The organism is Limnohabitans sp. TEGF003 (genome assembly GCF_055395455.1).
This window is the reverse complement of record NZ_AP029225.1, coordinates 1,626,358-1,644,619: the sequence shown is the minus strand read 5'-3', so window position 1 is coordinate 1,644,619 and position 18,262 is coordinate 1,626,358. Positions and strand designations below refer to the sequence as shown.

The 18,262-nt window shown below is 61.5% G+C and carries 17 protein-coding genes and 1 other RNA gene; 13 read left to right on the top strand and 5 right to left on the bottom strand.

The window, feature by feature from the left end; genetic code table 11:
- Nucleotides 1–32: 32 nt before the first annotated feature.
- Nucleotides 33–2,021: a DNA polymerase III subunit gamma/tau gene (gene dnaX, locus ACZ5RT_RS08120; RefSeq protein ID WP_464454144.1), complete on the bottom strand. Its 1,989-nt coding sequence runs from the start codon at nucleotides 2,019–2,021 to the stop codon at nucleotides 33–35.
- 155 nt (nucleotides 2,022–2,176) lie between these two features.
- Between dnaX and ffs the strand changes: the two genes are divergently transcribed.
- Nucleotides 2,177–2,273, top strand: an RNA gene (ffs, locus tag ACZ5RT_RS08115) — signal recognition particle sRNA small type.
- A gap of 61 nt (nucleotides 2,274–2,334) precedes the next feature.
- On the opposite strand, the gene ACZ5RT_RS08110 is transcribed toward ffs, so the two are convergent.
- Complete coding sequence (locus tag ACZ5RT_RS08110) at nucleotides 2,335–3,630, bottom strand: serine hydrolase domain-containing protein (protein ID WP_464454143.1); 1,296 nt, start codon at nucleotides 3,628–3,630, stop codon at nucleotides 2,335–2,337.
- A 177-nt stretch (nucleotides 3,631–3,807) separates the two neighbouring features.
- Between ACZ5RT_RS08110 and ACZ5RT_RS08105 the strand changes: the two genes are divergently transcribed.
- On the top strand, nucleotides 3,808–5,508 hold the full coding sequence (locus tag ACZ5RT_RS08105) for an AMP-binding protein (protein WP_464454142.1): 1,701 nt from the start codon (nucleotides 3,808–3,810) through the stop codon (nucleotides 5,506–5,508).
- Nucleotides 5,509–5,597: 89 nt separating this feature from the next.
- Here the strand turns inward: ACZ5RT_RS08105 and ACZ5RT_RS08100 are convergent, their stop codons facing one another.
- Nucleotides 5,598–5,891, bottom strand: a complete 294-nt coding sequence (locus tag ACZ5RT_RS08100) for a hypothetical protein (protein WP_291928800.1) — start codon at nucleotides 5,889–5,891, stop codon at nucleotides 5,598–5,600.
- 83 nt (nucleotides 5,892–5,974) lie between these two features.
- Nucleotides 5,975–7,291, bottom strand: coding sequence for a BaiN/RdsA family NAD(P)/FAD-dependent oxidoreductase (locus ACZ5RT_RS08095; protein WP_422171814.1), 1,317 nt, complete (start codon nucleotides 7,289–7,291; stop codon nucleotides 5,975–5,977).
- 104 nt (nucleotides 7,292–7,395) lie between these two features.
- Here ACZ5RT_RS08095 and trxA point away from each other — a divergent pair, with 104 nt between their 5' ends.
- From trxA to ACZ5RT_RS08065, 6 genes are all read left to right on the top strand, one after another.
- Nucleotides 7,396–7,728, top strand: coding sequence for a thioredoxin TrxA (trxA, locus tag ACZ5RT_RS08090; protein WP_291928807.1), 333 nt, complete (start codon nucleotides 7,396–7,398; stop codon nucleotides 7,726–7,728).
- Nucleotides 7,729–7,974: 246 nt separating this feature from the next.
- The gene (gene rho, locus ACZ5RT_RS08085) at nucleotides 7,975–9,237 is read left to right on the top strand and encodes a transcription termination factor Rho (protein WP_291928810.1); all 1,263 of its coding nucleotides are present in this window, start codon (nucleotides 7,975–7,977) and stop codon (nucleotides 9,235–9,237) included.
- Nucleotides 9,238–9,322: 85 nt separating this feature from the next.
- Nucleotides 9,323–9,583, top strand: a complete 261-nt coding sequence (locus ACZ5RT_RS08080) for a type B 50S ribosomal protein L31 (RefSeq protein WP_108427809.1) — start codon at nucleotides 9,323–9,325, stop codon at nucleotides 9,581–9,583.
- Between the two features lie 114 nt (nucleotides 9,584–9,697).
- Nucleotides 9,698–11,431, top strand: coding sequence for a hypothetical protein (locus tag ACZ5RT_RS08075; RefSeq protein WP_464454141.1), 1,734 nt, complete (start codon nucleotides 9,698–9,700; stop codon nucleotides 11,429–11,431).
- 3 nt (nucleotides 11,432–11,434) lie between these two features.
- Nucleotides 11,435–12,796, top strand: a complete 1,362-nt coding sequence (locus tag ACZ5RT_RS08070; RefSeq protein ID WP_464454140.1) for an MATE family efflux transporter — start codon at nucleotides 11,435–11,437, stop codon at nucleotides 12,794–12,796.
- Between the two features lie 36 nt (nucleotides 12,797–12,832).
- A complete protein-coding gene (locus ACZ5RT_RS08065; protein WP_108427806.1) occupies nucleotides 12,833–13,135 on the top strand; it encodes an antibiotic biosynthesis monooxygenase family protein in 303 nt (100 codons plus the stop codon).
- Between the two features lie 29 nt (nucleotides 13,136–13,164).
- Here ACZ5RT_RS08065 and ACZ5RT_RS08060 read toward each other — a convergent pair whose 3' ends face one another.
- A complete protein-coding gene (locus tag ACZ5RT_RS08060) occupies nucleotides 13,165–13,602 on the bottom strand; it encodes a MarR family winged helix-turn-helix transcriptional regulator (protein ID WP_291928821.1) in 438 nt (145 codons plus the stop codon).
- Between the two features lie 197 nt (nucleotides 13,603–13,799).
- On the opposite strand from ACZ5RT_RS08060, the gene ACZ5RT_RS08055 reads away from it, so the two are divergent.
- From ACZ5RT_RS08055 to ACZ5RT_RS08035, 5 genes are all read left to right on the top strand, one after another.
- Nucleotides 13,800–14,495: a fumarylacetoacetate hydrolase family protein gene (locus ACZ5RT_RS08055; protein WP_464454139.1), complete on the top strand. Its 696-nt coding sequence runs from the start codon at nucleotides 13,800–13,802 to the stop codon at nucleotides 14,493–14,495.
- Between the two features lie 242 nt (nucleotides 14,496–14,737).
- Complete coding sequence (locus tag ACZ5RT_RS08050) at nucleotides 14,738–15,772, top strand: TRAP transporter substrate-binding protein (protein ID WP_464454138.1); 1,035 nt, start codon at nucleotides 14,738–14,740, stop codon at nucleotides 15,770–15,772.
- A gap of 75 nt (nucleotides 15,773–15,847) precedes the next feature.
- Nucleotides 15,848–16,369, top strand: coding sequence for a TRAP transporter small permease (locus ACZ5RT_RS08045; protein ID WP_464454137.1), 522 nt, complete (start codon nucleotides 15,848–15,850; stop codon nucleotides 16,367–16,369).
- Entirely contained in the window at nucleotides 16,366–17,682 is a 1,317-nt protein-coding gene (locus ACZ5RT_RS08040; protein WP_464454136.1) for a TRAP transporter large permease, read from the top strand. Before ACZ5RT_RS08045 ends, ACZ5RT_RS08040 begins: the two co-directional genes overlap by 4 nt.
- Nucleotides 17,683–17,684: 2 nt before the next feature.
- Nucleotides 17,685–18,233: an NUDIX hydrolase gene (locus ACZ5RT_RS08035; protein WP_464454135.1), complete on the top strand. Its 549-nt coding sequence runs from the start codon at nucleotides 17,685–17,687 to the stop codon at nucleotides 18,231–18,233.
- Nucleotides 18,234–18,262 lie beyond the last annotated feature (29 nt).

Here is an 18,262-nt window from a genome sequence, read left to right as displayed (position 1 = left end):
TTAGAAAAGAGATGTGAAAGAGATGTTGGAAATCAAATCAGCTGGATGCTGCCGGGCACGATTTTCGCGCCAAAGTCTCGCACCATGGCCTGGACCAAGGGGTCGTTCTGAATGAGTTCTTGCGCGGCCAGCATTTTTTCGGCGGCTTTCACCGCCAAACGGCGCGCGGGGCTGTCGGTGACAGGCCCCACCTCAATGTGCAGCTTCACATCACCGTGGCCTGCTGCGAGCAAAGCCGCCTGCAAGCGCTCGCGGCTGGCGGCGTGGTTCAGCGTCTCGCGCTCCACGCGCAGCTGCCACTGCGCACCGTCGCGGCCGAGCAGCTGAGACTGCAAAGCCAGCTCGCGCACCAGCGCGGTGATGCTCTCCTGGTCGAGCAGGCCCTGCACCACTTCCAGCCAAACATCGCCCTCGGGCGTGGCCTGGACGGCCGCTGGTGCAGCGGCGCGGGGCATGTCCAGGCGTGCCGAGGGCTCGGGCGCCTCTCGCACGGGCAAAGCACGCAAGGCAGGCGCGGATGGGGCCTGCGGGAGCGATGCATCCACCGGGACGGAGGCCAAGGCCTCTTGCTCGGCGTCGTCGGTCGTGTCAGGCCAATCCTCCCATGGCGGCGGCTCATCGCTGGCTGAGGCTGCAGGCTGCGCGGCCGAGGGCTCTGATACAGGCTCGGCCTTGGGCGCTGGGGCGGCGGGTGGTGGGACATCCAGCGCCATGGGCGCAGGTTTTGTCCCAACGGGTGCGGCCTGCCCGGAACGAAGGGGCTGCGTGCTGTGGCCCGGAGGGGTCACGGTTGCCGAGGGTGAGGCCGCAGTGGCTGGGGCCGCTGAAGAAGCTGTTACGGGGGCGGCCGAGGGCGCGGCAGTGGCCTCAAGCGGGGCCCGAGGGCTGGTCAGCGGGCTTTTTTTTTCCGCCGTTCCCGCCTGGGGTTTGAAGGCCAGCAAGCGCAGCAGCACCATGGTCAGCGCCGCGTACTCGTCCGGGGCCAGACCCAGCTCGGTGCGACCGTGCAGGCAGAGGCTGTAGAGCAACTGGGTTTCTTCGGCAGGCATGGCGGAGGCCAAATCGGCCAAGCCTTGGGCGTCGGGGTCTTCGCCGTCGTGCGCCATGCTGGGCACCATCTGCATCACCGCCATGCGCTGCAGCAGCATGGCCATGTCTTCCAGCGTGGCGGCGGCCGACACACCTTGCAGGCGCAGGGCATTGACCTGGTTGACCACGGTGGCGCCGTCGCCATCGGTCAAAGCACGGATGAGTTGCAGCACATGGCTGCGGTCCACACTGCCCAGCATCTGGCGCACGCCCGCTTCTTGCAGCTGGCCGTTGCCAAAAGCAATGGCCTGGTCTGTCAGGCTCAGCGCGTCGCGCATCGAGCCGCGTGCGGCGCGGGCCAACAGGCGCAAGGCCAGCGGCTCGGCGCTCAGCTGCTCGGCGGCCAGCACCTGCGTCAGGTGCTCGAACACCGTCTCGGGGGCCATGGGCCGCAGGTTGAACTGCAGGCAGCGCGAAAGCACCGTCACAGGCACCTTTTGCGGGTCGGTCGTGGCCAGCACGAACTTCAAATATTCAGGGGGCTCTTCCAGCGTCTTCAACATCGCGTTGAACGCGGTGTTGGTCAGCATGTGCACCTCGTCGATCATGAAGACCTTGAAGCGCCCCTGCACAGGTTTATAAACCGCCTGCTCCAGCAGGCTCTGCACCTCGTCCACGCCCCGGTTCGAGGCCGCGTCGAGTTCGGTGTAGTCCACAAAACGCCCGGCGTCGATGTCACGGCAAGCCTGGCACACGCCGCAGGGCTCGGCGGTGATACCGCCCTGCCCGTCTGCGCCCTGGCAGTTGAGCGACTTGGCCAAAATGCGCGAGACCGTGGTCTTGCCAACGCCCCGGGTACCGGTGAACAAATAGGCATGGTGCAGGCGCTGCTGCACCAAGGCATTGGTCAAAGCCTGCACCACGTGCTCCTGCCCCACCATTTCGGTGAAATTGCGGGGGCGGTATTTGCGCGCGAGAACGAGGTAAGACATGGGGGCTGATTCTATCGGGCTGGCGAGACGCCCCAGACCACAACAGCGCGTCGAGGCCACCAGCAGGCGATGAACCAGCAGATCGACCTCATGAGAAACGGGAAAAAACAGGGAGAGCCCCAAAAGCACCGACCAGCTCGCCTACAATCGACCCTGACGGGCCTTCCCGCATGGTGAAGCGGCCAACCGGGTCAGGTGGGGAACCAAGCAGCCCTAACTGTGAATCCAGTGCCGGGGTCAAGGCTCGTCACCTTTATCGCGCAATAGGGCCAATTCAGCGATTTGGCGAACCCTTTGCCTCGCGGGCGTTGCCTCAGTCGGTGACCCCGCCCAGACTCTTGAGCACCCCCATCCACAATGCGTCACGCATTTGATAAGGTCGGCCATCTTGTCGCCCGCTGGGCTGGTCATTGACCGAGGTCTGAACCATCACAATGCCCGATTTGGGCTGCACCATGATGTGTTGCCCATGGATGCCTTGCAACGCAAATGTTCGCTCTTTGAAGGGCGCAATCCATGTTTGGTAGCCGTAACCCATGCCGGGTGTCGCATGACGAGGCCGAAATGCTGCAGGTTGGCGTGCCGCGTCTGTGGCATCCAGCAGGAATTCGCGGGGGATGATCTGCGCATGCCCCCTGAGGCCATCGTTGGCCAACAGCACGCCGAATCGGGCGTAGTCACGCAGCGTGGCATTGAAGCTACCGCCAGTGCCCTCGCCTTGGTCAGCGCCTGCCAGCAGCCAACGCGCCTCAGACTCCGCGCCCATGGGTTTCCAGAGCCATTCCTGGGTGATCTGGGTGATGCTCATGCCAGCGGCGCGACTCAAAACCCGGCCCAGTATTTCCGTCTCGATCGTGGCGTACTTGAAACGCTGGCCTTGCTCCACCTCGCGGGTGGTTTTGGTATTGAGGTATTCCGCGATTTTTTCTGGCCGATTGCGGTTTTCAGGCAAAAACAAAACCCGTCCCCAAAGCCAGATGTCGTCGTCTGGCGTCCATGTGTACAGCTCTCGGAAGGGCACGCCCGAGGACATGCGCAACAAATTGCGGAGGGTGGTTTGTCCATAAGCGGAGGGGGCGATTTCGGGCCAGTAGTCGGCCGCTTTGTCGTCCAGAGAGCGAATCAGCCCTTTCCCGTGCGCAATGCCCACCAGCATGGCCGTGAAGGTCTTGGCCATCGAAAAAGAACGAAAGCGCATGTCGGGCTGTCGGCCATATTGATACCGTTCGGCCACCACACGGCCATCCTGGATGACCATCAGACCCGTGGTTTTGGTATCGGCCATGAAGTCATCCAGCGTCTTGCTGGAAAACCCCCACCGGTAGCTGATGGCTGGTGCGTCTTGCCAGCGCGGCAAGGGCATGGGGTCGTCAGAGGGACTCACCAAAGAACTGGCGGCAACTTTTTCATTGGCAGACCATGTCCCCACACGACACTCAGGCCGGGTCAGCGCCTGGGCGCAAACCGGATAACCTTGTTTCATGCCCAAACGCTCAGCATCCGGGCCATCGGGACGCGTGTGCACTTCGCCTGCCCCAGCCAAAGAGATAAAGCAGAAAAAGCCAACGCTGAACCGCTTGATGGCCCACTTGGCCATTGCAAAATTCATAAATCCTCCGCTGGGGGCTGGATGCTCCAATTCAACATTATTTCAAAAACTCACCAAGCTTTCGGGATGCCTGGTTGACCTGTTTCTACCTGGGCAAGTCCCCATGCGCAGACCCCTGTGCAGTCGCTAAACTGCCTTGACGAGACGGTCTCGACACCTACACCCGCCGAGGAGCCCATGAGCGAACTAGAACAATTTTTGGCCAGCCGCGATGCCTTGCTGACCCACCGCACCGACTACGAAGCCGCCGTGGCAGCGTTTCACTGGCCTGAGTTGACACATTTCAATTGGGGGCTGGACTACTTTGACCACATCGCGCGCGACAACCCGGCCCCGGCTTTGCACATCGTTGAAGCCTCGGGCGAGCAGTTTCGCCTGAGCTATGCCCAGCTGTCGCAGCGCTCCAACCAGGTGGCCAATTGGCTGGTGACCCTGGGGGCGCGCAAGGGCGACCGGATTTTGCTGATGATGGGCAACGAGGTGCCGCTGTGGGAGACCATGCTGGCTGCGATCAAACTGGGCGTGGTGCTGATCCCTGCCACCACGCTGCTGTCGGGCGACGATTTGCAAGACCGCCTGGAGCGCGGACGGGTCAAGTGCGTCATCACCAACGCGGGGGGCATGGCCAAAGTGATGGATTTGCCCAGCGCCGTGACGAGCGGGCTGACGCTGGTGAGCGTGTCGGGCGCTGCCTCGGGCTTGCCTGCGGGCTGGCGGGATTACGCGCTGTCGCACCAGGCCAGCACCGCCTTCACCCCGCCCGAGCCCACCCGGGTGACCGATCCTTTGCTGGAGTACTTCACCTCGGGCACCACGGCCAAGCCCAAGCTGGTGCAACACACCCAGCAAAGCTACCCGGTGGGGCATTTGTCCACCCTGTATTGGTTGGGCCTGCAAAAAGGCGATGTGCACTGGACCATCAGCTCGCCGGGCTGGGCCAAACACGCCTGGAGCTGTTTTTTCGCCCCGCTCAATGCGCAGGCCTGTGTGTTCATTTACAACTACGCGCGCTTCAATGGACCGGACATTTTGGGCACCTTGGTGCAGCACCGGGTCAACACCTTGTGCGCGCCGCCAACGGTGTGGCGCATGCTGATTCAAGAGGACCTCAAGGACTGGCCCGTGCAGTTGCGCGAGCTGATTTCGGCGGGCGAGCCGCTCAACCCCGAGGTCATCGAGCAAGTGCGCGCAGCCTGGGGCATCACCATCCGCGACGGTTATGGCCAGACCGAGACCACCGCCCAGATTGGCAACCCGCCAGGTGCGCCGCTCAAAGCGGGCTCGATGGGGCGGCCTTTGCCGGGCTACCGGATGGTGCTGCTCAATGCCGATGGCGAACCCGCCGACGAAGGTGAAATTTGCATTGACCTGGCGCACCGCCCCACGGCGCTGATGAACGCCTATGCCGACGACGCGGACAAAACCGCCGAGGCCATGCGCGATGGTTACTACCACACAGGCGATGTGGGCCAGCGCGACAAACAGGGTTACATCACCTATGTGGGCCGGGCCGACGATGTGTTCAAGTCTTCGGGCTACCGCATCAGCCCCTTCGAGCTGGAGAGCGCGTTGATCGAACACCCGGCTGTGGCCGAAGCGGCGGTGGTGCCCGCCCCCGATCCGGTGCGCGGCCTGGTGCCCAAGGCCTATGTGATTCTGGCCCCGGGCCATGCGCCGAATGCGGACACGGCGAGGGTCATTTTCAAGTTCATGCGAGAGCGGGTCTCAGGCTACAAACTGGTGCGCCGCATCGAGTTCAGCGACTTGCCCAAGACCATTTCGGGCAAGATTCGCCGGGTGGATCTGCGCGCCCAAGAAAAGGCGCGTGCCGCCCAAGGCAGCCGTTACGCAGGCGAATTTTGGGAAGAAAACCCCTGAGGAGGGGTGAATGCGACGCTTCGGGCTTGGGTTCCAGAACCACCCGCGCGAAAAATAGCGCGGCAGGCCCAAGGCGCCATGAAAAACACTCAGGCCATGCGCCGACGCAGCGCGGGAAATGGCATGGCTTTGACTTTGGCGGATGCCACGAGTTGGGGAGCAGCCGGGACAGCCCGCAGCAATTCGGACACCAGGCTGTCGGCGTTGCGGTGGGCACCGCGGGGATTGATTTCAAAAGCCAAACGGGTTTGCTGGGCCATTTGCGCCACAAAATTTTGCGGATAGTCGCGAACGTTGAACCCACGCAAAGCCATCACTTTCATGAAAGCGTTGGCGGCCTCTTCTACGGCACGCTGGTATTCCTGGGAAGCTTCTGGCGTCATGTCGACCTCGTGATGGATGAAGTTATTCACACGCTAACAACGCAGCATGTGGCCCGCAGGCATACACCACTTGTGTAAATTTGTTACAAATTTGTCAAAATAGCCTGTCCAGCAGACCATCCACTGGCCAAACAGGCGGTGAGCAGATAGCCCCCTGTGGGCGCTTCCCAGTCCAGCATTTCTCCAGCGCAGTACACACCCGGGCGCCGCTTCAACATGCCGCCCGGTGTCATGGACGCCCAAGTCACCCCCCCTGCGGTGCTGATCGCTTCGGCCACAGGCCTGGGTCTTTTGAGCGGGATGGACAAATTCTTCAGACTCCGCGCCAAGGCCTCCGGCTGGGCCAGGCACTCGGGCGTGCACAGCTCATAGATCAAGCCCGTCTTGACCCCATCGAGTCCCAAACGGCTTTTGAGGTGGCTGGACAAGCTGCGGCTGCCGCGCGGTCGGCACACCTCGGCACGCACCTGCTCCTGACTTTTATCGGGCAGCAAATCGAGCATCAAGCGGGCAGCGCCCTGGGCCAAGTCGTCGCGCAGCAGGGCCGATGCGGCATAAATCAAACTGCCTTCCACGCCTGTGTCGGTGACCACCAATTCACCCTGCCGCTCAAATCTGGGGGGGGCGTCCGGTGCGTGGCCCAGCCCTGAAGTGGCTTCCACCCGCAACACCACCGACTTGAGGGGGTGCCCAGCGTAGCGGCTGCGGAAATGCTCGGTCCAGCCCGTACCCTCACGCCCCCAAACGTCAAAGCCGCAATTGGCAGGCGCAAGCGGTGCCACCTCCACCCCCTGATCGGCCAACAAGGGCACCCAAGCGCCATCCGATCCCAATCGGGGCCAACTGGCCCCACCCAAAGCCAGCAAGGTGGCGCGGGCACGCACCCGTGTCACGCCCGAAGTGCCCGTCGGCTCAAAAGCCAGCATCTCCCCATCCCAGCCTTGCCAGCGGTGGCGCATGTGAAACTGCACCGGCACGCCCGAGGCAGGATGCCGCAGACGCTGCAACCAGGCGCGCAGCAAAGGGGCTGCCTTCATCTCAAGCGGAAATACCCGGCCCGAGCTGCCCACAAAGGTCTTCACGCCCAGGCCCTGTGCCCAGCGCCTGACGGCCTCGGCATCCATGTGGTCCAGCCACTGGGCCACTTCGGCTTGACGGGACCCGTAACGGCTGCGAAAGGGCTCGATGGGCTCTGAATGCGTCAGGTTCAAACCGCCTTTGCCCGCCAACAAAAATTTGCGCCCCACTGACGGCATGGCGTCGAACAGGTGAACCGATACGCCGGCTTGAGACAAGACCTCCGCCGCCATCAAGCCAGCAGGCCCTCCACCCACAATGGCCACATCGACCTCCAGCACAGGAGCAGGGGATGGGTGAGCAAGCGCAGCAGGAAATGTCATGGAGGGGCGTGTTGGCAAAGCCTGTGCGACAGGTGAATGCCTTTGGATTCTGTCAAAATAGCCGCAACTTTAGCCGCATCTTCAATGTTCACAAGGAATAGGCCATGGCCAGCGATCTGATCAAACACATTACCGACGCCACTTTCGAAGCCGACGTGCTCCAGTCGAGCCAGCCTGTCGTGGTCGACTTCTGGGCCGAATGGTGCGGCCCCTGCAAAATGATTGCCCCCATCCTCGACGAAGTGGCTGGCGCTTACGAAGGCAAGCTCCAGATCACCAAGATGAACGTGGATGAGAACCGCGACATCCCCGCCAAGTTCGGTATCCGTGGCATCCCCACCCTGATGATCTTCAAAGGTGGTCAACTGGCCGCCACCAAAGTGGGCGCCATGAGCAAGTCACAACTGACCGCCTTCATCGACCAACAACTGGCTTGATGCCGGCTCGCGGCCCGAGTTCTTCGGGCCCCGCTTTTCCAAACCGGGCAGCGATGACCCGGTTTTTTGTTTTCTGACGCACTTTAAAACCTGTCATAATTTCCACAAGGCAACCCGAACAGGGACCAGCGCCTTGAATGCCGGCAGTACCAGCCCCCAAACCCGGGCGGCCTCCGGTTCTGAACATTTCCACCCGCTTATCTGAAAACGGCCCTCTACGGTCCGCTTCGACACAGGCCAACTCCCATGCATTTGAATGAACTCAAGGCACTTCATGTGTCCGAACTCCTGAAGCAAGCCGACGCGCTCGAAATCGAGAACACGGGCCGCATGCGCAAACAGGAGCTGATGTTTGCCATCATCAAAAAGCGCGCCAAAGCGGGCGAACAGGTCTTCGCCGATGGCGTGCTGGAGATCCTGCCCGACGGTTTCGGCTTTTTGCGCAGCCCGGATTCGAGCTACACCGCCAGCACCGACGACATCTACATCAGCCCCAGCCAGGTGCGCCGCTTCAATCTGCACACGGGTGACATGATCGAAGGCGAGGTGCGCATCCCCAAAGACGGCGAGCGCTACTTTGCCCTGACCAAGCTGGACAAGGTCAACGACGACCTGCCCGAGAACAACAAACACAAGGTCATGTTCGAAAACCTGACGCCTTTGTTCCCCAAAGAGCAGATGCGTCTGGAACGTGACATCAAGGGCGACGAGAACATCACCGCCCGCGTGATCGACATCATCGCCCCGCTCGGCCGCGGCCAACGCGCCCTGATCGTCGCGCAGCCCAAGTCGGGCAAGACGGTGATGATGCAGCAGATCGCCCACGCCATCACCGCCAACTACCCCGATGTGCACCTGATGGTGTTGCTGGTCGACGAGCGCCCGGAAGAAGTGACCGAAATGCAGCGCAGCGTGCGCGGCGAAGTGATTTCGTCCACCTTTGACGAACCCGCTTCGCGCCACGTGCATGTGGCCGAGATGGTGATCGAGCGCGCCAAGCGCCTGGTCGAGCTGAAAAAAGACGTGGTGATTTTGCTGGACTCGATCACCCGCCTGGCCCGCGCCTACAACAACGTGGTGCCTTCCTCGGGCAAAGTGCTGTCTGGCGGTGTGGACGCCAACGCCCTGCAGCGCCCCAAGCGCTTCTTTGGCGCGGCCCGCAATGTGGAAGAAGGCGGCAGCCTGACCATCATCGCCACGGCCCTGGTGGACACTGGCAGCCGCATGGACGAAGTGATCTTTGAAGAATTCAAGGGCACCGGCAACTGCGAAATCCACCTGGAGCGCCGCCTGTACGAAAAGCGCGTGTTCCCGGCCATCAACTTGAACCGCAGCGGCACCCGCCGCGAAGAGTTGCTGCTCCAGCCCGAAGTGCTGCAAAAAACCCGCATCTTGCGTCAATTCATGTACAACATGGACGAAATCGAGGCAATGGAGATGGTCTTGAAGAGCATGAAAGCGACCAAGAACAACTCCGAGTTCTTCGAGATGATGCGACGCGGCGGCTGATGCCCTATAATCGTCAGGTTTTGCGGAAAGTGCTCTCAGATAGGCTGCAGAGTGGCTACCGTAGCGAAAATAAAAGGATTTCCCCATGAAAGACGGCATTCACCCCAACTACCGTGAAATTTGCTTCCAGGACATGTCCAATGGTTTCAAGTTCGTGACACGCTCGTGCGCGAACACCAAGGAAATGATCACCATGGAAGACGGCCGCGAGTTGCCTCTGTACAAGCTGGACACGACCAGCGAGTCGCACCCCTTCTACACCGGCACACAGAAGTCGGTGGACAACATGGGTGGCCGCGTGGAGAAATTCCGCAACCGCTTTGGCAAGACCACCGTCGCCAAATAATTCACCGTTTGGTGTCTTCCAAAGGGCAGCCCGGGCAACCGGCCTGCCCTTTTTGCATGGGACTGCGCCCGGCCGCACGCGACACGCCGCTCCAAACTGATATCTTCTGATCCTGTGAACCACCCCACTCCCGCCATCGTTGCACAAAGCGCCGTGCGCAGACTGCCCCGGCTGGCCTTGCTTTTGTTGTGCGCGGCCTATGTCCTGCCCGGCTTTTGGGGCCGCACGCCCTGGAAAGCCCAAGACATCGAAGCCTTTGGCTACATGCTGCAATTGGCAGATGCCGGCCTGGGCGGCGCGGCCTCCTGGCTCCAGCCCACTTTGCTGGGCACCACCGATGCCCAGCTGGCTTTGCTGCCTTATTGGCTGGGTGCTGTTTTCATCCAATGGGCACCCACAGGTTTTGAAGCCGCTTTTGCCCGTCTGCCCTTCATCGGGATGTTGAGCATCACGTTGGCCTCCACCTGGTACGCGGTTTATGCACTGACCCGCCACCCCGCCGCGCAACCCGTGGCTTTTGCATTTGGCGGTGAAGCCAAGCCAGCGGACTACGCACGGGCCATGGCCGACGGCGGCTTGCTGGCGCTGTTGGCTTGCCTGGGCTTGGCACGGCTGTCGCACGAAACCACGCCTGCGCTGAGCCAGCTGTGCTTTGCGGCACTGGTGTTTTTTGGCCTGTCCACCTGGACCCGCCACCGCATCCAAAGCGCTGCGGCGGTGGCTGCCGGCATGCTGGGTCTGACGCTGTCGGGCGCCCCGAGCCTGGCCCTCTGGCTGGGTATGGGTGGTTCGCTCATTTGCGCGACCGCCCAGCCGGACCCGGCTCAGCGCCGCTTGACCATGCTGGACGTTGGCCTGATGGCGCTCATTGCCTTGCTGTGCATCACGACTGCAGGTGCACTCGATCTGTGGCGCTGGCGCGTGGTGCCCCACACCATGGTCGATGTCCATGTGCTGGCCAAATTGATGGTGTGGTTCACTTGGCCCGCGTGGCCTCTGGCCCTGTGGGCGCTGTGGCGCTGGCGAGGGCAACTCTCGCGGGGCTGGCGCTACCCGCACCTGGGTTTGCCGCTGTGGTTCGTGATCGTGACGGTGGGGGCCACCTGGTTCACGGGCTTGTCTGACCGGGCACTTTTGACCTCGCTGCCCGCCATTGCCACCTTGGCCGCTCTGGCGTTGCCCACGTTGCGCCGCAGCCTGGGCGCCCTGATCGACTGGTTCACGCTGCTGTTTTTCAGTGTCTGTGCGCTCATCATCTGGGTGGTCTGGGTGGCCATGCAAACCGGCACACCCGCCAAACCCGCGGCCAATGTGGCCCGCCTGGCACCAGAATTCGTGCCCGAGTTTTCTGTTGGGGCATTCGCCTTGGCACTGGCCGCCACCGTGGCTTGGGGCGCGCTGGTGCGCTGGCGCACCGGCTACCACCGCGCCGCCATCTGGAAAAGCCTGGTGTTGCCCGCCAGTGGTGCCGCGCTGTGCTGGCTCTTGCTGACCAGCCTGTGGTTGCCCCTGCTCGACTACGCCCGCAGCTATGCCCCGCTGGTCACCAAGATCAGCCACATCACGGGCACTGGCGGCTGCCTGCAATACGCCGGCCTCAGCAAGGCGCAAGGCGCAGCCCTGATGCACCACGCGCAAGCCCGACTCATGCCCATGCAAGCACCCCAAAGCGACTGCCCATGGCTGATCATGGACGGCGTCAACCGGTCCTTGCTGTCGGCCAAAATCCAGTCTTTGGGCTGGGTGGAAGAAACGGCCATCAAACGGCCCACGGACAAAGACGAGACATTGGTGATTTACCGTCCCGCCAAAGCCATGGCTGCGCCTGCTGACGTACCGGGGCGCTAAGCCGTGTCCGAGCTGCGCACCATAGCCCGCCACGCAGGCACCGTGCTGGTGGGGCAGCTGGCTGTCATGTCCTTCGGCATTGCCGACACCCTGATTGCGGGCCGCTACAGCCCACAGGCGCTGGCGGTCCTGTCTTTGGCCTCGTCCATTTACATCAGCATTTATGTGGCGCTCAACGGTTTGCTGCAAGCCTTGCTGCCGGTGTGGGCCGAACTGCACGGCGGAGGTCGTCAAGCCGATATGGGCCGCTCGGTCAGGCAGGCGCTTTACATCGCTGGTGCAGCCGGCATGCTGGGCATCTGCGGCCTGTGGTTTCCAGACCTGTGGCTGTCGGCCACCGAAGTCCCCGAAGCGCTCTGGCCCGATGTGCGCGCTTATTTGCGCATCCTGGCTCTGGCCTTGCTTCCTTCCCTGCTGTTTCGCATGTACAGCACGCTCAACCAGAGTCTGGGGCACCCCCGCTTGGTGACCTGGTTACAGGCGGGTGCCCTGCTGGTCAAAGTGCCGCTGTCGTATGCCTTGACCTTTGGCGTCGCAGGTGGATCCGGCATGGGCGTGGTGGGTTGCGCCTGGGCCACCCTGGCGGTCAACACGCTGATGATGCTGGCCGGTCTGTGGCTCTTGCGCACACAAGACATCTACCAGCCCTACCGCTTGTGGCGACGACCCGAAAAACCCGATTGGCCTGTGATCCGGCGCTTTCTGGCCTTGGGTGTGCCTGCGGGTTTGGCCATCATGGTCGAGGTGACCTCATTCACTTTGATGGCCCTGTTCATTGCACGTCTGGGTGCCGTGGCCTTGGCCAGTCACCAGATCGCGGCCAGCCTGGCCGCTGTTTTGTACATGGTGCCGCTGGCCCTGGGCATTGCCAGCAGCGCACGCACAGGCTATTGGCTCGGTGCCGGGCAAGCGCGCAAAGCCCGACACGCAGCAGGTCTGGGCATTGGCCTGGCCATCGCGGCCGCCTTGGTGGGTGCGGGCATCTTGTTTTGGGGCCGCGAAGCGGTGGCCCAGGCGTTCAGCTCCGACCCCAGCGTGGTGCAAGCGGCCACGGCTTGGCTGGGCTGGGTTGCGCTGTACCACCTGGCCGATGCGGTGCAAGCCGTTTGCGCTTACCTGCTGCGCTGCTACCGCATCACCCTGATGCCCTTGCTGATTTACACCGCCCTGCTGTGGGGCGTGGGCTTGTATGGCGGCTACGTGCTGGCCTACCAAGGCATCGACTGGGCAGCTTGGCCCATGCGGGCCAGCGTAGACACTTTCTGGATGACCAGCACCGCCGCCCTGGCCTTGGTGTCGGTCCTCTTCACGGCCATGGTCTGGCGTGCCTCACGGTTGACACCCCAGAGGGGCCAGATGCATTAAGGTAGAGGCTTCGCTCACTTTGAACACCCCCGCATCATGATCCTCGAACTTGCCGACATCCGCATCCACCCTGGCCAACAAGCCGCATTTGAAAAAGCCATTGAGCTCGGTCTGAACACCGTGGCTTGCAAGGCCAAGGGCTTTCAAGGCGGCAAAGTCAACCGCGGCATCGAAAGCCCGGAGCGCTATGTGCTGCAAATCTTCTGGGACACCCTCGAAGACCACACCGTGGGCTTCCGTCAATCGCCCCTGTTCACCGAATGGCGAGCCATCGTCGGGCCGTTTTTTGCAGCCCCTCCGCATGTGGAGCACTTCGAGCTGACGGTCAAATCGGCCTGAAGCCGATCGGCCTGCGCGATCGTTTGCGCTCAGGCCGCCTCGTGCCCAGCCACCAAGCGGCTGAGCAGCTGCATGAACTGCGCCTGCTCTGTCGGTGCGAGCGGCGACAAGATCGTCGATTGAACCGCGGCCACAGCCGACTGCATGCCTGCCAGCGCCCGCAGTCCCTGAGGGGTCAACACCAGCAACTTGCGCCGACGGTCGACCTCATCGGCGCGCCGCTCGACCCAGCCCTTGCTCTCCAGACGGCCAATCACCGAGCCTGACGTGGCCGGATCAAAAGCCACATGCTTGGCCAACGTGATTTGATCCACCCCCGGCGTGTCGTGCAAGGCATTGAGAATCGCGAACTGAACCGGGGTGACATCGGCCGCGCTCAGGTGCTCATTGAAGATCGCCACGGAAATCTGGTGCGCCCGCCGGATCAAGTGCCCCGGCGCGGCGGCCAAATCAAAGCTGTGGGTCATTTGCAGGTCTCTCCATCCAATACAGGGTTATCACCAGTCACTGTCCTGGCTCAGCCTCCTATAGTAAGCGCGCTTAGCAAGTTTTTAGCCTGCGCCAAGAGCCTCTGTTGGCATTTGTACTGGCATTTGTACTGGCATTTGTGCGGGCATCGCCCTGCGCAACTTGCACAGCCCTCTCTCACTTTAGAAAGTCACGCATGAGTTTTCTGTTCCCCCCAACACCCACCGTTTCTGTCCCCGTCCTCGGCCAGACCAGCCGCTTTCCGGTCCACCGCATCTACTGCGTGGGCCGCAACTACGAAGAGCACGCCAAGGAAATGGGCTTCACTGGACGTGAGCCGCCCTTCTTTTTTCTCAAGCCTGCGGACAGCCTGGTGGTGGTCGAAGCCGGCCAGACGGGCTCCATGCCCTACCCCAGCCTGACGCAAAACCTGCACCATGAGATCGAGCTGGTGGTGGCGATTGGCAAAGGCGGTCGCAGCATCCTGGCGGCCGATGCGGCCGAGCACATTTATGGCTACGCCGTGGGTCTGGACATGACGCGCCGCGACCTGCAAAACGAAATGAAAAAACAAGGCCGCCCTTGGTGCATTGGCAAAGCCTTCGACCACTCGGCCCCCATCGGCCCCATCACCCCCAAAGCGCAAGCCGGTGACGTGAACCACGCTGAGATCAGCCTGCAGGTCAACGGCGCAGACCGCCAACGCAGCAATGTGGCCAAACTCATCTGGAGCGTGGCCGAAACCATTGAGCACCTGTCGGCCGCCTGGGAGTTGCAGCCTGGCGACTTGATTTACACCGGCACCCCCGAAGGCGTGGCCGCCGTGGTGGCAGGCGATACCTTGGTCGGCCAGGTGGCGGGCCTGGGCAGCTTGCAAGTCCACATTCGTTGAGGCCTCAGCCAGCAGAACTGGCCGCCTGGCCAGCTGCTGGCTTGACCCAACAATGAACGAAAGTGCACACAGCACCCAATCAAAAGGGTTTACCCTGATCCATCAAGCCAATACTTGCAACATAATTCATGTTTTACAGAGGTCTGGTCGGATGCGTCTGCCCATACCCCCATTCACTGCGATTAACCGACCAACTGGTTGGTTTATCATCCCGATTTTCAAACCATGATGGAGACAAGTCGATGAAGAAATTCCTGCAACAAACGGCTCTGGCCGCAGGCTTGATGGCGGTTGGTTTTGGCGTTCATGCCCAGACCATCACCCTCAAAGTGCACCACTTCCTGGGCCCACAGTCCGTTCAGCACACCACCATGATGGGTGAATGGTGCAAGAACATCGCACGCGACTCCAAAGACCGCCTGCAGTGCCAAATCTTCCCGGCCATGCAACTGGGCGGCACACCACCCCAGCTGTATGACCAAGCCAAAGACGGCGTGGCCGACGTGGTCTGGACCGTGGCCGGTTACTCGGCTGGCCGTTTTGCCAAGACACAAGTGTTCGAGCTGCCCTTCACCATGACCAATGCCGCCGCCACCAGCCGCGCCGCATGGGACTTCGTGCAAAAGCACGCCATGGACGAACACAAGGATGTGAAACTGTTGGCCGTTCATGTGCACGGCCCAGGCGTGATCTTTACCCGCGACAAACCCATCACCAAGATGGAAGACTTCAAGGGCATGAAGATGCGCGCCCCCACAGCCAACGTGACCAAAATGCTCGCCAAAATGGGTGCCACACCTGTTGGCATGCCAGTCCCCCAAGTGTCTGAGGCCTTGTCCAAGGGCGTTATCGATGGCGCCGTGATTCCCTACGAAGTCGCCCCCGGCCTGAAGGTGCACGAGCTGACCAAGTACAGCGCCGAAACCGACAAGAGCTTCCCGGCCCTGTACACCACCGTGTTTGTGGTGCCCATGAACAAGGCCAAGTACGAGTCGCTGCCTGCTGACTTGAAAGCCGTGATCGACAAGAACTCCGGTCGCGAGTTCTCAGCTTTCTTGGGCGGCACCCAAGAAGGCAACGACGTCCCTGGCCGGAAGATTTTTGCGGACACCAAAACCCAGACCATCTCGGTGATCCCACCGTCTGAGCTGGCACGCTGGAAGAAAGCCACCGACGAGCAGGATAACGAGTGGGTGGACAGCATGAACAAGCGCGGTCTCAACGGTGCCGCCTTGCTCAAGGACGCCCAAGACCTGATCAAGCAATACACCAAGTAAAGACATCGGTCTTGCTTTGAAAGCCATGGGGTGAGCTGCGGCCCACCCCATTTTTTTGTCTCAAGGAGAAGCCCCGTGGCAGAAGCCGTCCATGTTTTATCCACACGTCAGTACCAAGGCCTGGGCTGGGTGCTGGACCGTTTGTGCAAACTGCTGGCCATTTTGTCCGGCTTGACCCTGTTGGCCATGGCCTTTATGTCTTTGCGCAGCATTGTCGGCCGCGCTTTTTTCGATGCACCTCTGCTGGGCGACTTCGAGCTGGTTCAATTTTTGTGCGCGGGCGCTGTAGCCATGTCCCTGCCCTACACGCACTGGATCTCAGGCCATGTGATTGTGGATTTCTTCACCGCCAATGCCCCGGCACGGCTCAACGCCGTGCTCGACACCTTGGCCAACTTGCTGCTGGCGTTTTTTGCTGGCCTGATCAGCTGGCGTGTAACTGTAGGCATGCTCGATTTGCGCGGCAACTTTGACGCCTCGATGCTGCTGGAAATTCCCACCTGGTGGGCTTACACCCCCTTGGTGCCATCCTTTGCGCTGTTGTCCCTCACGGCCTTGTACCGTGCCTTTGAAAAAATGAAAGAAATCCAATCATGAGCGGCATCGAATGGGGTAGTTTGATGTTTGCGGTCTTGCTGTTGCTGTTGGCGCTGCGGGTCCACATTGGCGTGGCCATGCTGCTCACGGGCACAGTGGGCTACACCTTTGTCGCGGGCTGGGACCCGTTGATGAGTTTTTTCAAAAACGCGGCCTTTGCCCGCTACTCCACTTACGACCTGTCGGTGGTCCCCCTGTTTTTGTTGATGGGCCAATTTGCCACCCAGGGCGGCCTGTCTCGGGCCTTGTTCAAGGCGGGCAACGCCATGATTGGTCACTGGCGCGGCGGCATGGCCATGGCGGCTGTGACTTCGTGCGCAGGCTTTGGAGCGATTTGCGGCTCCTCACTGGCCACCGCTGCCACCATGGGCCAGGTGGCTTTGCCCGAGCTCAAAGCGCACAACTACTCTGAGCGACTGTCGGCGGCCGTGATTGCAGCGGGCGGCACTTTGGGCATCCTGATCCCACCTTCGGTGCCTTTGGTCATCTACGCCATCATCACCGAGCAAAACATCGCCAAGCTGTTTTTGGCGGCCTTTGTGCCCGGCATCATCGCCGCCATCGGCTACATGGTGGTGATCGGCATCATCGCCCGCGTCAGCCCCAAAGATGCCCCTCGGGGTGACCGTTTCAGCTGGGCGCAGCGCCTCACAGCCTTGGCTGAAACCTGGCCGGTCTTGTTGATTTTCATGGTGGTCATTGGCGGCATTTACGGCGGCTTCTTCACCCCGACCGAAGCCGCCTCCATCGGCACAGTGGCCACAGCCTTTGTAGCCTGGAAGTCGGGCGGCCTGCGCGGCCAAGGCTTCATGCAATGCCTGTATGGCGCCGCCGCAGGCACGGGCATGATCTTCCTGATCTTGCTGGGCGCCGATGTGCTGAACGTGTTTTTGGCGCTGACCCAAGTCAACACCGAACTGGCCAAATGGGTGGTCAGCATGGACCTGTCACCGCTGGCCGTGCTGTTCACCATCATTGGCATCTACCTGGTGCTGGGCTGCGTGATGGACAGTTTGTCCATGCTGCTGCTGACCATCCCGATTTTCTTTCCCATCATCATGGGCATTGATTTGTGGGGCATGGACCCCGAGTCCAAAGCCATCTGGTTTGGCATATTGGCACTGATGGTGGTGGAGATTGGCCTGATCACGCCACCCGTGGGCATGAACGTGTTTATCATCAGCAGCATGACGAAAGAGGTGCCCATGAAGGACATCTTCCGCTACATCATGCCTTTCCTGGCCTCTGACCTTTTGCGCATCTTGCTGATCGTCTTTGTGCCCTCCGTCGTTCTATTTGTCCTGAAACTCTGACCATGTACACACGAGAAGCCATTCGACACTGCCGCCAGTGCGGCGCATCGGTGGCTTACCGTTTGCCGGACGATGGCGACACCAAGCTGCGCGCCATTTGCACCGCCTGCCACACAGTGCACTATGAAAACCCGCTGAACGTGGTGGGCACCGTGCCGCATTGGGGCGACCGGGTGCTGCTGTGCAAACGCAACATCGAGCCGCGCAAAGGCAAATGGACCTTGCCCGCAGGCTTCATGGAGCTGGGCGAATCCACCGCGCAAGGCGCGGCCCGCGAGACCACCGAGGAGGCCGGTGCCCAGTTCATCATGGAAGACCTGTTCACTGTGATGAGCGTGCCCCGCGTCGGCCAGGTGCACCTGTATTACCGCGCCCGCCTGACCAGTGACGTGTTCGACCCTGGCCACGAAACCATGGAAGCGCGCTTGTTCAGGGAAGACGAGATTCCCTGGGACGAGCTGGCTTTCCGTACCGTCAAGGAAACGCTGGAACACTATTTTGCAGACCGACGTGCGGGCCGATTTGGCACGCACGCATTCGACATCGCCTGAGGTCGTGACCGCCAGGCTGGCGCGTCAGA

Excerpts from the sequence above, each read along its gene's own strand:
- dnaX (WP_464454144.1), bottom strand. The coding sequence starts at position 2,021 with ATGTCTTACCTCGTTCTCGCGCGCAAATACCGCCCCCGCAATTTCACC.
- ACZ5RT_RS08110 (WP_464454143.1), bottom strand. The coding sequence starts at position 3,630 with ATGAATTTTGCAATGGCCAAGTGGGCCATCAAGCGGTTCAGCGTTGGC.
- ACZ5RT_RS08105 (WP_464454142.1), top strand. The coding sequence starts at position 3,808 with ATGAGCGAACTAGAACAATTTTTGGCCAGCCGCGATGCCTTGCTGACC.
- ACZ5RT_RS08100 (WP_291928800.1), bottom strand. The coding sequence starts at position 5,891 with ATGACGCCAGAAGCTTCCCAGGAATACCAGCGTGCCGTAGAAGAGGCC.
- ACZ5RT_RS08095 (WP_422171814.1), bottom strand. The coding sequence starts at position 7,291 with ATGACATTTCCTGCTGCGCTTGCTCACCCATCCCCTGCTCCTGTGCTG.
- trxA (WP_291928807.1), top strand. The coding sequence starts at position 7,396 with ATGGCCAGCGATCTGATCAAACACATTACCGACGCCACTTTCGAAGCC.
- rho (WP_291928810.1), top strand. The coding sequence starts at position 7,975 with ATGCATTTGAATGAACTCAAGGCACTTCATGTGTCCGAACTCCTGAAG.
- ACZ5RT_RS08080 (WP_108427809.1), top strand. The coding sequence starts at position 9,323 with ATGAAAGACGGCATTCACCCCAACTACCGTGAAATTTGCTTCCAGGAC.
- ACZ5RT_RS08065 (WP_108427806.1), top strand. The coding sequence starts at position 12,833 with ATGATCCTCGAACTTGCCGACATCCGCATCCACCCTGGCCAACAAGCC.
- ACZ5RT_RS08060 (WP_291928821.1), bottom strand. The coding sequence starts at position 13,602 with ATGACCCACAGCTTTGATTTGGCCGCCGCGCCGGGGCACTTGATCCGG.
- ACZ5RT_RS08055 (WP_464454139.1), top strand. The coding sequence starts at position 13,800 with ATGAGTTTTCTGTTCCCCCCAACACCCACCGTTTCTGTCCCCGTCCTC.
- ACZ5RT_RS08050 (WP_464454138.1), top strand. The coding sequence starts at position 14,738 with ATGAAGAAATTCCTGCAACAAACGGCTCTGGCCGCAGGCTTGATGGCG.
- ACZ5RT_RS08040 (WP_464454136.1), top strand. The coding sequence starts at position 16,366 with ATGAGCGGCATCGAATGGGGTAGTTTGATGTTTGCGGTCTTGCTGTTG.
- ACZ5RT_RS08035 (WP_464454135.1), top strand. The coding sequence starts at position 17,685 with ATGTACACACGAGAAGCCATTCGACACTGCCGCCAGTGCGGCGCATCG.